Origin of the sequence: Streptomyces kanasensis (assembly GCF_043077165.1) — a bacterium.
Lineage (GTDB): Bacteria > Actinomycetota > Actinomycetes > Streptomycetales > Streptomycetaceae > Streptomyces > Streptomyces changanensis.
The window spans coordinates 488,935-502,013 of sequence record NZ_JBIBSF010000002.1; the positions used below are offsets into that span (position 1 = coordinate 488,935).

At 74.0% G+C, this 13,079-nt stretch carries 13 protein-coding genes and 2 tRNA genes; 11 read left to right on the forward strand and 4 right to left on the reverse strand.

The annotated features are described in order from the left end of the window. Positions 1–26 precede the first annotated feature (26 nt). Both ACF053_RS07335 and ACF053_RS07340 read left to right on the forward strand, forming a co-directional pair. Positions 27–581, forward strand: a complete 555-nt coding sequence (locus ACF053_RS07335) for an SCO2584 family spore wall biosynthesis protein (protein ID WP_391952960.1) — start codon at positions 27–29, stop codon at positions 579–581. Positions 582–724: 143 nt separating this feature from the next. Next, the gene (locus ACF053_RS07340) at positions 725–1,885 is read left to right on the forward strand and encodes an SCO2583 family membrane protein (RefSeq protein WP_391952961.1); all 1,161 of its coding nucleotides are present in this window, start codon (positions 725–727) and stop codon (positions 1,883–1,885) included. Between the two features lie 318 nt (positions 1,886–2,203). Here the strand turns inward: ACF053_RS07340 and ACF053_RS07345 are convergent, their stop codons facing one another. Then, complete coding sequence (locus ACF053_RS07345) at positions 2,204–3,316, reverse strand: M48 family metallopeptidase (protein ID WP_391952962.1); 1,113 nt, start codon at positions 3,314–3,316, stop codon at positions 2,204–2,206. Positions 3,317–3,531: 215 nt separating this feature from the next. On the opposite strand from ACF053_RS07345, the gene ACF053_RS07350 reads away from it, so the two are divergent. The 8 genes from ACF053_RS07350 (at position 3,532) to ACF053_RS07385 (ending at position 8,399) form a co-directional block, all read left to right on the forward strand. Continuing rightward, the gene (locus tag ACF053_RS07350; protein ID WP_391952963.1) at positions 3,532–3,699 is read left to right on the forward strand and encodes a hypothetical protein; all 168 of its coding nucleotides are present in this window, start codon (positions 3,532–3,534) and stop codon (positions 3,697–3,699) included. A 53-nt stretch (positions 3,700–3,752) separates the two neighbouring features. Further along, positions 3,753–4,373: a nicotinate-nucleotide adenylyltransferase gene (gene nadD, locus ACF053_RS07355; RefSeq protein ID WP_391952964.1), complete on the forward strand. Its 621-nt coding sequence runs from the start codon at positions 3,753–3,755 to the stop codon at positions 4,371–4,373. A 19-nt stretch (positions 4,374–4,392) separates the two neighbouring features. Further along, complete coding sequence (locus ACF053_RS07360; protein ID WP_391952965.1) at positions 4,393–6,438, forward strand: LCP family protein; 2,046 nt, start codon at positions 4,393–4,395, stop codon at positions 6,436–6,438. Between the two features lie 70 nt (positions 6,439–6,508). Next, positions 6,509–6,973 carry a ribosome silencing factor gene (gene rsfS, locus ACF053_RS07365; protein WP_391953202.1) on the forward strand — a complete coding sequence of 155 codons (465 nt, stop codon included), beginning with the start codon at positions 6,509–6,511 and terminating at the stop codon, positions 6,971–6,973. Next, a complete protein-coding gene (locus ACF053_RS07370; RefSeq protein WP_391953203.1) occupies positions 6,970–7,623 on the forward strand; it encodes a histidine phosphatase family protein in 654 nt (217 codons plus the stop codon). The genes rsfS and ACF053_RS07370 overlap by 4 nt, the downstream gene beginning before the upstream one ends. Positions 7,624–7,696: 73 nt before the next feature. Continuing rightward, positions 7,697–7,769: transfer RNA gene (locus tag ACF053_RS07375), tRNA-Ala, on the forward strand. 228 nt (positions 7,770–7,997) lie between these two features. Continuing rightward, positions 7,998–8,162 carry a hypothetical protein gene (locus tag ACF053_RS07380; RefSeq protein WP_391952966.1) on the forward strand — a complete coding sequence of 55 codons (165 nt, stop codon included), beginning with the start codon at positions 7,998–8,000 and terminating at the stop codon, positions 8,160–8,162. A 3-nt stretch (positions 8,163–8,165) separates the two neighbouring features. Beyond that, positions 8,166–8,399 carry a hypothetical protein gene (locus ACF053_RS07385; RefSeq protein ID WP_030494108.1) on the forward strand — a complete coding sequence of 78 codons (234 nt, stop codon included), beginning with the start codon at positions 8,166–8,168 and terminating at the stop codon, positions 8,397–8,399. Here the strand turns inward: ACF053_RS07385 and ACF053_RS07390 are convergent. After that, complete coding sequence (locus ACF053_RS07390; protein WP_391952967.1) at positions 8,378–9,769, reverse strand: glycosyltransferase 87 family protein; 1,392 nt, start codon at positions 9,767–9,769, stop codon at positions 8,378–8,380. The two genes, ACF053_RS07385 and ACF053_RS07390, sit on opposite strands and share 22 nt — an antisense overlap. Positions 9,770–9,914: 145 nt before the next feature. Between ACF053_RS07390 and ACF053_RS07395 the strand changes: the two genes are divergently transcribed. Next, positions 9,915–9,987 (forward strand) — tRNA-Ala (locus ACF053_RS07395). A gap of 57 nt (positions 9,988–10,044) precedes the next feature. Here ACF053_RS07395 and ACF053_RS07400 read toward each other — a convergent pair. After that, a complete protein-coding gene (locus ACF053_RS07400) occupies positions 10,045–11,625 on the reverse strand; it encodes an NADH-ubiquinone oxidoreductase-F iron-sulfur binding region domain-containing protein (RefSeq protein WP_391952968.1) in 1,581 nt (526 codons plus the stop codon). Continuing rightward, positions 11,622–13,025, reverse strand: coding sequence for a ferric reductase-like transmembrane domain-containing protein (locus tag ACF053_RS07405; RefSeq protein ID WP_391952969.1), 1,404 nt, complete (start codon positions 13,023–13,025; stop codon positions 11,622–11,624). Before ACF053_RS07405 ends, ACF053_RS07400 begins: the two co-directional genes overlap by 4 nt. Positions 13,026–13,079: the final 54 nt, after the last annotated feature.

Genomic DNA, 13,079 nt, shown 5'->3' on the forward strand with positions numbered 1-13,079 from the left:
ACACCCTCCGGGGCTACTCTGAGCACGTGCCGGACGACGTGGGGGGCAGGCCGTTTCCGGACGGCCGGGAGCCCGACGACGACCGCGGAGGCGCTGACGAGGACTTCGCCTCCGTGGTGTTCGACGAGGACTTCGTACGGGCCGCGGCGTTCCACGAGCCGACCGCCGTCGAGCGGCTCCTCGCCGCGGCCGAGGCCCGGGCCGACGCGGACGCCGCCAGGGCGCGCGGCCGCGGCGCTCCCCCCGACGACGACCCGTACGGCCCGGCCCTCCACGACGACGACCGGGACGACGACCCGTACGAGTCCTGCGACCCCTACGGGCCCTACGGCGGCGCCCTGCGTCCGTACCGGCCCGGATCGGGCTGGTACCGCCCCGTCGCCTGGATCGTCGCCCTGCTGATGGGCCTCGGCATGGTCGCCCTCGCCTTCGCCGCCGTGTACCGCAGCTCCTCCGGTGAGCGCGAGGAGCAGGTGCCGACACCGGCGAGCACCGATGTGAGCCCGGACGGGCCCCCGCCCCCCTCACCCCCCGCCGCCCACCCCGCCCCACCCGTCCCCGCCACCCACCACACCCCCTGATCCCCGCGGCACCCGCCCCGGCACCACGCCTGCCCCTGCCGGCGCGGCCGGACCCGAGGTCCGCCCACACCGCCGCCGCCCATCCCACCACTCGGGGCCGCGTGCCGCGTTTACCGGCTCCGCCTCGGACCCACCCTGAAGGTATGGCAGGGAGTGTCGACCCGCCCGACGAGACGCCGGAGGGCCTCCCCGGCGGAGGGGACGAGTACCGGTCCGTCGTCTTCGACGAGTCCTTCGTCCGCGCTGCCCGCATCAGGGAGCTCTCCGCCCTGGAGCGGATGGCCGATGACACCACTGCCGACCCCGAAGACCCCGGCATCCGGCACGGCGGATCCTCCGGCGGCGACGGCGACATGGCGATCGACGACGACCGGTACGCGTACCGCCCCGGCCGGGTCCGCCGGCGCGGTCGCGGCGCGGGCGCCGGTGCCCTGCTGGTGGTCCTGCTCGTCGCGGTGGTCTTCGCCGCCGCCGTCCACTTCGGTTCCCGCTACCCCTACCAGCCCCCTTCCGACCAGCGAGCGGAACCGCTCCGCATGACCCTCGTCGCCCTCGCCCCCGCGGGCGCGGTCACGGGCGGCGAACCCGGCGACCTGTTCGCCCGCGGACCCGCGGCCTCGGACCGTTCCGGTGCGGCCGGTGTCGCCCTGCCCGCCGCGCGGCGCACCACCCACTTCTCCGAGGGGCAGGTGACGGCCGCCCTGAGCGTTGCCAGGGACTACCTGGTGCGATCGTCCCTCGACCCGGCCGTCGTCACCGGCGCCACCGTCCGCCCGGTGCGGGCGCTGCTCGACCCGGGCCAGCTCGCCCAGTTCGACCGGAGCCTCGACTCCCCGGCCGCCGACGGGCAGCACGCCACGGGTGGCTGGCTCGTCCGCTTCGACCCGGCCCGTGTGGCACTGGCCGACCCCGGTGTCCGGGTCAGGGGATCCCTCCGGGTGGCCGAGGTGTCCGCGGGTGTCCTGGAGGTGACGGCCGACCACACCACCACCTACGCGTTGCGTCCCGCCGCCTCGGGCGGCGACTCCGCGGACGCCTCCCTCTTCACCGTCCGTCGTGAACTGCGCCTCCGCTTCGACCGCGACGACCTGCGGACACACCGCGTCGAGCTGGTGGCGAGCCACGTGCAGGCGGGTCCGATGGACTGCTCCGCCGACCTGTCCGGGGCCTTGCGCCCCCTGTTGGCCGGGGAGCGGGCCCGGGCCACGGCCCCGCCGGCGGCCGACCCGTACGCCTCCGCCCCCGCCACGGCCGCCCGCCACTGCGCGCCGCTGTCCCCCGCCTCGCAGCCCGCGCCGCCCTGACGCGCGGGGGCGCAGGCAGCGGACCACCCGGCCGCACCGGTCGGGGCCGCAGATCCACCCGACCCGGGCGCCGGTCCGAACCGATCCGCCGGGCGGCCTCACCCCGGCCGACCCCGGCTCGTCGGCACCTACTCGTCGGCCGCCCCGGCTCGTCCGCGCCGACCCATGGCCGCCCCGGCTCGTCCGGCGCGGGCCCGGCCCGCCGGGTCCGAGGCATCAGTCACCCTGGGGTCGAACCTCCGGTGTCGGCCCCCACCCGCTCGGCCCGGGACGCGGCCACCCGACGACCACTCGCCCCGGACGGACGCGCCCCGCCCCTCATGCCTTGCCGGGACCGTCCCCGTCGGCGCCGGCCGCCCCGCCACCGTCACCGCCCGCGCCGGTACTCGGGCGGTTGCCGCCCCCGCCCCCGCCTCCGGTGAACCTCTCGAAGAGCTTTCCGCCGAGGTCCCCGGCGCCACCGGCTATGTCACCGACCAGCTTCATCAGCGGGTCCTTGCTGCCGCGCACCGTGTCCGCGTAGTGGCCGGCGGACTCGCGGAAGGAGTCGGCGACCGAGGTGTCCCCGTCCTCCGAACGCCGCGTGTAGTGCCCGTCCATGATCCGCTGGTAGTCGCGGCTCTCGGACCACCTCTTCAGCTCGGCCGCCCGCACCGTGGTGAACGGGTGGCTGCGCGGCAGTACGTTCAGGATCTTCAGCACCGAATCGCGCAGGTCACCGCCCGCCTCGTACTCCTCCGCCTGTGCCAGGAAGGCGTCGACGTTCATCTCGTGCAGGTGATGGCCGCCCGCCAGCTTCATCAGACCGCGCATCGAGGCCTGCACGTCCTGGCCGACCAGGAGGCCGGCCCGGTCCGCCGACAGCTCCGACTTGCGGAACCACTCCCGCAGCGCCGTGACGATCGCCATGATCGCCACGTTGCCCAGCGGTATCCACGCGACCTTGAGCGCCAGGTTCGTCAGGAACAGCAGCACCGTCCGGTAGACGGCGTGGCCGGACAGGGCGTGGCCGACCTCGTGGCCCACCACCGCCCGCATCTCCTCTTCGTCCAGCAACTCCACCAGGCTCGTCGTCACCACGATGATCGGCTCGTCCAGACCGATGCACATGGCGTTCGGCTTCGGATCCTGCGTGACGTACATCGGCGGGACCTTCTCCAGGTCGAGGATGTAACAGGCGTCCCGCAGCATGTCGTGGAGGTGGGCGAACTGGGCGTCGCTCACGCGCACGGAGTCGGAGAGGTACAGCAGGCGCAGGCTCCGCTCCGGCAGCAGTCCGCTCAGCGCCTTGAACACGGTGTCGAAGCCGGTGAGCTTGCGCAGCGCGACGAGCGCCGATCGGTCCGCCGGATGCTCGTAGGCGCGGGAGGAGATCCCGGGGAAGCGCCGGCGCGTACGGCTCGGCATCTTCTCGTGGCCGTTCTCAGTCATGGTTGCCCCCATATGTCGTACGAGATCTGCCTCGTCCCCCGGACAGACCTCAGCGTAGGCGCTGGTCTCAGAGACCGCCGAGGCTGTGGACAACGGCCTGTGGACAACGGCCCGTGCGACGACAACGCCTGAGTCGGCGTGAGCGTGCCCGCACCGCCCGCATACGATGTGCGCGAAGTCTCCGCCCCCGACCCCGATGGATTGGTCCGCAGAAGATGAGCAGCCTCCACACCGCCGCCGCCCACCTGGTCACGCTCGCCGAAGGCGGCTCCGGGCACGGCGGCAACCACGAGAGCCTCAACCCCTACCTCACCGGCGGCGGCGCGCTCCTCGCGCTGCTCTTCCTGCTCTGGGTCACCACCCGCTTCAACCGCGACCGCTGAGCCGGCGCCCGCCGGGACCAGGCCGCAGCGACGTGCCGTTAGGCTCTGCACGCATGGGAGAGCAGGAAGTGCCGAGAAGTCCCGGCAGACGCCGCCTTGGCGTGATGGGTGGGACGTTCGACCCGATCCACCACGGACACCTGGTGGCCGCCAGCGAGGTGGCCGCCCTGTTCCACCTCGACGAGGTGGTGTTCGTGCCGACCGGGCAGCCGTGGCAGAAGACCCACAAGGTGGTCTCCCCGGCTGAGGACCGCTACCTGATGACGGTCATCGCCACGGCGTCGAACCCACAGTTCTCGGTCAGCCGCATCGACATCGACCGCGCCGGCCCCACCTACACGATCGACACCCTGAGGGAGCTGCGCTCCCTCAACCCGGACACCGATCTGTTCTTCATCACCGGCGCCGACGCGCTGTCGCAGATCATGCCGGGCTGGCGCAACGCCGAGGAGCTCTTCTCGCTCGCGCACTTCATCGGGGTGACCCGCCCCGGTCACGACCTGTCGGACGACGGACTGCCCAAGGGCGGCGTCTCCCTGGTCGAGGTGCCCGCGCTCGCCATCTCCTCGTCGGACTGCCGCGCGAGGGTCGCCAAGGGCGACCCGGTCTGGTACCTGGTACCGGACGGTGTGGTGCGCTACATCGACAAGCGCCAGTTGTACCGGGGCCGATGAGGCACGGAGAGGGGCACCGGTGAACGACCGGAACGACCACCACGACCCGTACTACCCGCCGCAGCCGCAGATCGTCGGCTACGACGAGTACGGGCAGCCGGTGTACCAGCAGGGAGCCTCGGACCGGCAGCAGCCCGGGACGGGCCGGACGGGGGACGGCGGACCGCAGCAGTACGGGTACGGCTACGACCCGTACGCCCGGGCACAGCCGTACCCCGACCCCCAGCAGTACCCCCAGGCCCAGCAGTACCCCCAGGCCCAGCAGCACTCCGGAGACCAGCAGTACTCCGGAGGTCAGCAGTACCCCGGGAACCAGGGCCACCCGCGGGGGCAGGCGTACTCCCAGGACCAGCCGTACCAGGACCAGCCGTACCAGGACCAGCCGTACCAGGGCCAGGCCCACGCGGCGCAGCAGCAGCCCCGGCAGGCGCAGGCCCCCGGGCAGCCCCGGGACGACGGCCGGCCGTATGGCCACGACCCGTACGGCGCCCAGCAGTGGCAGCCCCAGGGGCGCCCGTCCGCGCCCGGACAGCCGGCCGCGCACGCCACACCCCAGGCCGCCCCGCAGGCCGCGTCCGCCCCGACCACCGGGCACGCCGTCGCGCCCGCGCCGGTGCCCGGGCAGCGGCGCCCCGCGTCGGAGCCGGAGCAGCCCGCGGCGCCCGAGACGCCCGCGCGGGGTCGCAGGGCCCGCGGCCCGCGCGACGAGCGCCGCGCCGCAGGGGAGCGCGCCGCCGGGCAGGCCCCCGGGCCCCGGGAGCGCCCGAAGACCGGGGACGCCCGCGGGGCCCGTGACGCCGGCGACTACAGCACGGAGCAGTTCGCCTTCGTCGACGAGTCGGACGAGGAGTCCGAGGACGTCATCGACTGGCTCAAGTTCACCGAGAGCCGCTCGGAGCGCCGCGAGGAGGCCAAGCGGCGCGGACGCAACCGGATGGTCGCGCTCGTCGTCGCCCTCGCCCTGGCGCTCGTCGGCGGCGTCGGTTACCTGTGGTACGCCGGGCTGCTCCCCGGCCTGTCCCAGGAGGACGCGCAGCAGGGCGGCGCCACCGCCACCGGCCCGCAGAAGCGGGACGTCATCGTCCTGCACCTGCACAACACCAAGGACGAGGCCACGTCCACCGCCCTCCTGGTCGACAACGCGACGACCAAGCAGGGCACGACCGTCCTCCTGCCGAACGCCCTCGCCGTCACCAACGACGACGGGACGGCCACCACCCTCGGCAAGTCCGTCGAGGACGACGGCTCCTCCGGCACCCGTGAGGCCATCGGTTCCCTCCTCGGCACCAGGATCACCGGCACGTGGCGGCTCGACACCCCGTACCTGGAGAACCTCGTGGAGCTGGTCGGCGGCATCGAGGTCACCACCGACGCGGAGGTGCCCGCCGCAAAGGAAGGGGAGCCCCCGCTCGTCAAGCAGGGCGAGAACCAGACCCTCGACGGCCGCATGGCCGTCGCCTACGCCACCCACCGCGGCGACGGCGAGTCCGAGGCCGAGCAGCTCCAGCGGTTCGGCCAGGTCGTCCACGGGGTCCTGCGGAAGATGTCGGACGACCCCGCGAGCGCCACCACGACGATCCAGTCCCTGGCGCAGATCCTCGACCCGTCCCTCCCCGACAAGGATCTGGGCGCGTCCCTCGCCAAGCTCGCCGAGCACGCCAAGAAGGGCGCCCACAAGACGGCGATGCTGCCGGTGGAGGGCGACGGACGGCTCACCGAGGAGGCCGGGCGCAGCGTGGTCGAGGACATCCTCGGCGGCTCCGTCACCGCCCCCGAGCAGGGCTCCGTCGTGCGCGTCGGCGTCCGCAACGCCAGCGGCGACCCCGACGCCACCGAGGCGGCGCGGATCGTCCTCGTGAACGGCGGCTACGCGGTCGTCGACGGCGGCAGGACGGACGGCACGGAGAGCACCTCCGAGATCGTCTACGGCGACGCCGCCCAGAAGGCCAAGGCCGACGAGGTCGCCAAGACCCTGGGCCTGCCGGCCAAGGCGGTCCGCCAGGGCAAGGCGTCCGCCAACGCCGACGTCACCGTCGTCCTGGGCAAGGACTACGAGGTCCCCTGAACGGTTGGTCGGGCTGTCGGCGGCACGTGAGACCCTTGAGGTGTCCTTGACCGCCGACGAAAGCCTGCTTGTGACCGCCACGGACCGTTCCATCGAGCTCGTCAACGCCGCCGCCCAGGCGGCCGCCGACCGGCTCGCGCACGACATCATCGCGTACGACGTCAGCGACGTGCTGTCGATCACCGACGCCTTCCTGCTCGCCTCCGCGCCCAACGACCGCCAGGTCAAGTCGATCGTCGACGAGATCGAGGAGCGGCTCAACAAGGAGCTGGGCGCCAAGCCCGTGCGCCGCGAGGGCGACCGCGAGGCCCGCTGGGTCCTCCTCGACTACGTGGACATCGTCGTCCACGTCCAGCACAGCGAGGAGCGGGTCTTCTACGCCCTGGAGCGGCTGTGGAAGGACTGCCCCGAGCTGCCGCTGCCCGAGGACGCCGTGAAGACCCGCGGGAAGGCCGAGGAGCACGCGCGGCTCACCGGCGCCGACGCCTCCGAGGGCGACGACCTCGGTGCCGGTACGGACGGTGAGCTGCGCTGAGCGCCACCAAGGGCGGCAGGGGCCGCCGCATCGTCCTCTGGCGCCACGGCCAGACCTCCTGGAACCTGGAGCGCCGGTTCCAGGGCAGCACCGACATCGAGCTGACCGAGACGGGCGTCGGCCAGGCGCGCCGCGCCGCCCGGCTGCTCGCCGCCCTGAAGCCGGACGCGATCATCGCCTCCGACCTCAGGCGCGCGGCGGCCACGGCGGCCGAGCTCGCCGCGATCACCGGCCACCAGGTCACCCACGACGCCGCGCTCCGCGAGACGTACGCGGGTGTGTGGCAGGGCCTGACCCACGAGGAGATCCTCGCCCGGCACGGTGACGAGTACCGGGCGTGGAAGCGCGGGGAGCCCGTCCGGCGCGGCGGTGGGGAGCTGGAGACCGAGGTGGCCGACCGGGCGGCCCCCTTCGTGCTGCAGCACGTCGAGAAGGTGCCCGAGGACGGCACCCTCGTGGTCGTCAGCCACGGCGGCACCATCCGCACCACCATCGGTCGGTTGCTCGGCCTCGACCCGCACAGCTGGGAGAGCCTCGGCGGCCTGACGAACTGCTGCTGGTCCGTGCTCGGTGAGGGCGCCCGCGGCTGGCGGCTGATGGAGCACAACGCCGGCACGCTCCCCGAGCCGGTCCTCGGCGACGACGACTGACCCGGATTTCACTTTCGGGCAGGTGACAGGCTAAAGTTCTTCTTGTTCGCAGCGCGGAGCGCGAAGAACACGAGGGGCTATAGCTCAGTTGGTAGAGCGCTTGCATGGCATGCAAGAGGTCAGGAGTTCAATTCTCCTTAGCTCCACAGTCAAGGATCCCGTCCCCGTCAGGGGGCGGGATTTCTGTTTGCCCTCGCAGTGCCGCCCTCGGCCACCTGGTACGGGCTGTCTGACCGGCCCTCCCGGCGGTTCCGCCCGGCGCCCCCGGTCGGTCACCCGCCCCGTCACCCGACCGCACTCCCGGCCGCGCGGGGCCATGGCAGAATCGGACGGCCGGAGGGGGCTGACGGACCGGACGGGAGGAGTGCGCGCGCATGGCCGCCAGGAGTAACGAGGAACCCGCCGCCCGGCTCGCCACCCCGAAGGCGCGCACCGCCCTCAGCTGCCCCGCGTGCGGTTCCGCGGACGTCGCGCAGGTGCTCGGTGACAACGGCGGCGTGACCTACGTCTGCACGTCCTGCGGCCACAGCTGGAGCTGAGTGATGGGTGCACACAGGCGGAAGTGCGACTGGTGCGGCAGTGGCACGCCGATCGTCCGCGACATGGATCCGGTCAACCCGGACTACCAGTACTGGTGCGAGGAGTGCGCGCGGGCGCTGATCATAAAAGGCGACCCCATCGAGACCTACCGGGAGCTCGAAGGGGAGCCCATCTACGGGCGCCTGCTCGACGAGCACTGCACCCTCAAGCGCTTCTACTCCTTCGCGACGGCCTGACCCGACCGGGCGCCCTCCATGGCCGCGCCCGAACCCGCAGGGGCCTCGTCCGGCCCCGCCGGGCCCTCGCCCGACTCCGAGCCGGGCCGCGACTGCGGGTGGTCCCCGGCCGGCCCCGCGCCGGGCCGCGCCGCCGTACGGTCCCGCACGGCGGCGACGGCGAACACCGCCAGCAGTGCCAGCCCCAGCAGCGTGTAGAGCCCGGACAGCAGCATCTGCCAGCCGTTCTGGTGCAGTTCGAGCCGTACCGGCGCCGGGGCGTGCGGAACCCACCACAGGGAGAACGACCCGAAGACCAACGCCACCCCGGCCACCCACAGCGGCCGCACCCGGCTCGCCAGCAGCACCAGCGCCGGCACGCACCACACCCAGTGGTGCGACCACGAGATCGGGCTCACCAGCAGCGCCGTCACGGCACACGCCACCACGGCCACCGGCCAGTCGCCGTCCAGCGCCGCCCGTACCGCCACGGCGAGACCCGCCGCGGCCACGAGGGCCGCCGCCACCACCCACCACAGCCCCGGGTCGGTGGTGTGCAGCAGACGCGCCAGCACCCCGCTCAGCGACTGGTTCGCCGTCTCCTCGCTGCGGCCCACCCGGCTCGTCTCGAAGATCATCTCCGTCCAGAAGCGCCGCGAGTCGTACGGCAGCAGCACCGCCGACGCGACCGTCACCACCAGGAACGTCACCGTCGCCCGCACCCCCCGGCGGAGCCACTCGTTCCACCGATCGGCGCCACCCCTGAGCGCGCGTGCCACCCCGACCGCGAACAGCAGCACCACGAACAGCCCCGGTGTGAGCTTCACCGCAGTCGCCAGCCCGATCCCGACCCCCGCCCACCGGCTGTCCCCGCGGCGCGTGAGGTCCCACAGCACCGCGACCGCCATCAGCAGGTTGATCTGCCCGTACCGGAACGTCTGCCACACGGGCTCGCACCACACCAGCGCCGCGGCCACCCACAGGGCCGCTCCCGGCCGCTCCCAGAAGGCTCCGCCCCGGCGCAGCCGTCCCGCCCCGCCCGACGCCACCAGGCGCAGCGACAGGTGCGCCAGGGCCACCATCAGGAGCATGTTCCCCAGCGTCGCCAGCACCCGCATCTCCGCCACGCCCACCAGGGTCAACGGCGTGAACAACAGCGCCGCGAACGGCGGGTACGTCGTCGGCAGGTTCGCCGAGGTGGCGCGCATCGCGTACAGGTCGCCGCCGGCCAGGACGGTCTCGCCCTCCGCCCGGTAGACCGACAGGTCCAGCATCGTGACGTGGGCGGCGCGCTGCGCGACCCAGAAGGCCACGAACGACAGGAGGCAGACCCCCAGGGCTGCCAGCGGCAGCGTGCGGAGGCGGGAGCGGATGGTCACGGTCACGGTCACGTGGGCCGACGCTACCCGCCCCGTCGTGGCCGCGACCGGGGGGCCGGGGAATCGATTTGGTGGTTCACCGGGGGGACCGTGTAATGTTCTCTGTGTCGCCGCGAGGGAAGCCCGCAAGGGAAACCGGACAGGCGGCACACCGCAAGGGGCTATAGCTCAGTTGGTAGAGCGCTTGCATGGCATGCAAGAGGTCAGGAGTTCAATTCTCCTTAGCTCCACAGCACGAGAAGGCGGGCCATCCGATTCGGATGGCCCGCCTTCCGCGTTCACGGGGGTCAACTCCTGCCGCTGCCCAGCGCCTTGCGGTTCGAGGTGGGCAGGGCGGGGCGCTCCTTGGGCGCGGCCGCCTGCTCCAGGCGCAGCGCCAGCGCGGGGCAGCGGCCCACGGCGCGCTGCGCCCGCCCGCGCAGGTGCGTCGGCACGGACGCCTCCGCCAGCACGGGGAAGCCGTCCGCGCCCATCCGGATCAGCTCCGGCACGATGTCCGCACACAGCCCGTGCCCCTGGCACAGCGTCCAATCCACGGCCAGCCGCTCACCGCTCGGAACGGACTCCTCCACGTCCTGGTAGCCGGGCGCGGGCAGCGGCAGCACCCCCGTCGTCGGACGGCCGCAGCCCCCGTCCAGGACGTGCGCGGCGAGATCGTCGGTGAACGCGGACAGCGTCGAGGCGAAGAAGCGCGCCGAACCGTCCGGGTGCTTGCACGCGCCGCGCCCCTTGACGGCCTGCACGACCTCCCGCAGCGCCTCCAGCGCCGCCGGGCCGCCGCCGTTCAGGACGTCCGACAGGCCCCCGGCCGCCGCAGGCAGGCCCAGCCTGCACGGCCCGCACTGCCCGGCAGTCTCCGCGGCCAGCCAGTTCGCCACGCGCTGCGCCTCGCCCAGTGGACAGGTCTCCGGGCCGATCGGGAGGATGGCACCCGCCCCCAGGGAGCCGCCCACGGCGGCCAGGGACGCCCGGGACACCACCGCCTCGTGCACGGCGGCGGAGTCGATCCAGTTGCCGTGGTACCCACCCGTGAGCACGCCCTGCGGGACCGGCGGGGCACCCGCCAGCTGGAGGACGTACCGCAGCGGGACGCCCGTCGGGACCTCCACCACCATCGGGCGGGCCACCGCGCCCGACAGGGTCAGCAGCACCGTTCCCGGCTCCTGCTCCAGCCCGGCGTGCGCGTACCGGTGCGCACCGATCCGCGCGGCGACCGCCAGCTGCGCGAAGGTCTCCGCGTTCGACAGCAGCGTCGGCGCGCCGCCCACCCCGGACTCCGAGGCCCGCTCGCGGCGGCCCGGCGGCAGAGCGGGACCGCCCCCTATGGCGCGGATCACGGCGGACGCCTCACCCGACACCATGCGCTCCGGCGTGCGCACCACCCGCGCGCGCAGCTGCTGCCCGCGCCGGTCCGACAGGCCCCGCTCGGCGAGTGCCGCCCGGAGGGAGATCTCGGTGGAGTTGCGGGTGACCGCGACGACGAGCATCCGGGCGCCCAGGGCCTCCGCGGCCAGCAGGGCGCCGTCCAGGATGAGGTGCGGGGCACGGTTCAGCAGGACCGTGTCCTTGCGGCAGGCGGGCTCGCCCTCGCTGCCGTTGACGACGACCACCGGCCGCACCCCGCGGCGTATCGCGGCCTCCGCGACCGCCCGGAGCTTGCGGCCGAAGGGGAAGCCCGCGCCGCCGCGGCCGCGCAGGGAGATGTCGTCGGCGAGACGGGCCAGCCGCTCGCCGCCCACCGGCTCCAGCGGGCCGTGCACCTTCAGGTGCATGGCCAGGTCCAGCCGCTCGATCAGGTCGAAGCCCTGGGTCAGCTGGGGGAGGCCGACGACACGGACCTCGGGGACGTCGGGCAGAGGGGTGTTCACGGGCGTTCTCCTGCGGGTGCTGTCCACGGCTCGCCGGCGGGCGGGCGGTGGAAGGGGCCGGGCGTCGGCTCGGCGGTACCGCCGTACGGGGACGGCGGCTGAGCGGGGTCGTACCGGGAGGGGGAGGGCGCCGCGAGCGGGGGCTCCGAGGGGGGTGCGGGAGCGTCGTACGCGGACGGGGACGGGGACGCCGGAGCGTCGTACACGCGCGGGGGCTCGGACGGTGGCGGGGGAGCGTCGTACGCGCGCGGGGCGGGGGACTGGGCGGGCGGCGGCGGTGACGGGGTGGGCCAGTAACCGGCGCGCACGGGCTGCTCCCCGGAGATGACGGGCAGCTCCTCGGTCATGGGTACCCGCTCGGCGAACGGCACCTCCTGGGGGGCCGGTTCCGCAGCCGCGTCACCGCCGCCCAGGGAGACGGCGCGGTACCCGGCGGCGAGACCCGCCCCGGCGCGACCCGGGCGGCGGCCCTCGGCCTCCGGCGGGACGGGACCGGGCAGGCGCTCGGCCTGCGCGCGGCGCGGGGGCTCCCAGCGGGCCTCCGGCTCGTACGGGTGCGGGCGGGGCGCCTCACCGGGGTCGTACGGCCCCGCGCCGGTCGTGCCGGGCAGCGGCTGGGTCGAGGGGTCGCGGCGCGCCGGCCGGGATCCGGGCCGGGCCGGGCCGAAGCCGGCGGCAGGGCCCGCGGCGACGGGGTCGGGGAGGGGCCCCAGGAGGTTCAGGAACCGCTCGGTGAGGTCGCGCTGCAGGTGGGAGGGGAGCAGCCGCACCGAGACGGCCGCCGCGACCGCCGCCAGTGACGTGCCGTACAGGACCATCACCCAGGGCGCCGCGGGGCGTCCCGCGTACAGGCCGTGGATCAGCGCCGCGCACCAGGCCGGGTAGGCGAGCATGTGCAGGGGGCGCCAGCGGGCGGCTATCGCCCCGCGGCCGGCGAGGGCGCTGCGCAGGGCGCCGGTCGACGCGACGACCACCATGAGGAGGCCGGCGAGCGACCCGAAGCCGATGAGGCCCGCCGAGCCCGTGACCCCCAGCCCGAACGGCACGAGGGCGCCGATGAGTTCCACGTGCCCGAGGGACACCTTCACGGTGCCGTGCAGCAGGAGGAAGCCCAACGACGCGACGGCCGTGCCGCGGTGGACGGCCTGGGCGAGCAGCCGCTGGCGCGGGGTGAGCAGCAGCCGGTCGGTGGCGACCAACGCCCACGCGACGGACGCCGTCAGGGAGACGAGCGACAGGACGCCGGTGCCGAAATCCAGGAACTCGCGGAAACCGTCGCTTCCGCCGATGACCAGAAGGGGCAGGAGGACGAGAGCTGCCGCGTACAAGCCGCCCTGTACCGGCCGGCTCAGGCCCGCCTTCTCGGCAGGGGAGGAACGGATCTTGCGATGAGGGGTCATGGGCGACTCCGAATGGTGCGGATGAGGTCCCGTCGGCGCATGCTATGGCCGCGC

Bases quoted from the DNA above. Each gene is read 5' to 3' on its own strand.
- ACF053_RS07380 (WP_391952966.1), top strand. From the start codon at position 7,998: ATGGCCGCCAGGAGTAACGAGGAACCCGCCGCCCGGCTCGCCACCCCG.
- ACF053_RS07345 (WP_391952962.1), bottom strand. From the start codon at position 3,316: ATGACTGAGAACGGCCACGAGAAGATGCCGAGCCGTACGCGCCGGCGC.
- nadD (WP_391952964.1), top strand. From the start codon at position 3,753: ATGGGAGAGCAGGAAGTGCCGAGAAGTCCCGGCAGACGCCGCCTTGGC.
- ACF053_RS07385 (WP_030494108.1), top strand. From the start codon at position 8,166: ATGGGTGCACACAGGCGGAAGTGCGACTGGTGCGGCAGTGGCACGCCG.
- ACF053_RS07405 (WP_391952969.1), bottom strand. From the start codon at position 13,025: ATGACCCCTCATCGCAAGATCCGTTCCTCCCCTGCCGAGAAGGCGGGC.
- ACF053_RS07350 (WP_391952963.1), top strand. From the start codon at position 3,532: ATGAGCAGCCTCCACACCGCCGCCGCCCACCTGGTCACGCTCGCCGAA.
- ACF053_RS07340 (WP_391952961.1), top strand. From the start codon at position 725: ATGGCAGGGAGTGTCGACCCGCCCGACGAGACGCCGGAGGGCCTCCCC.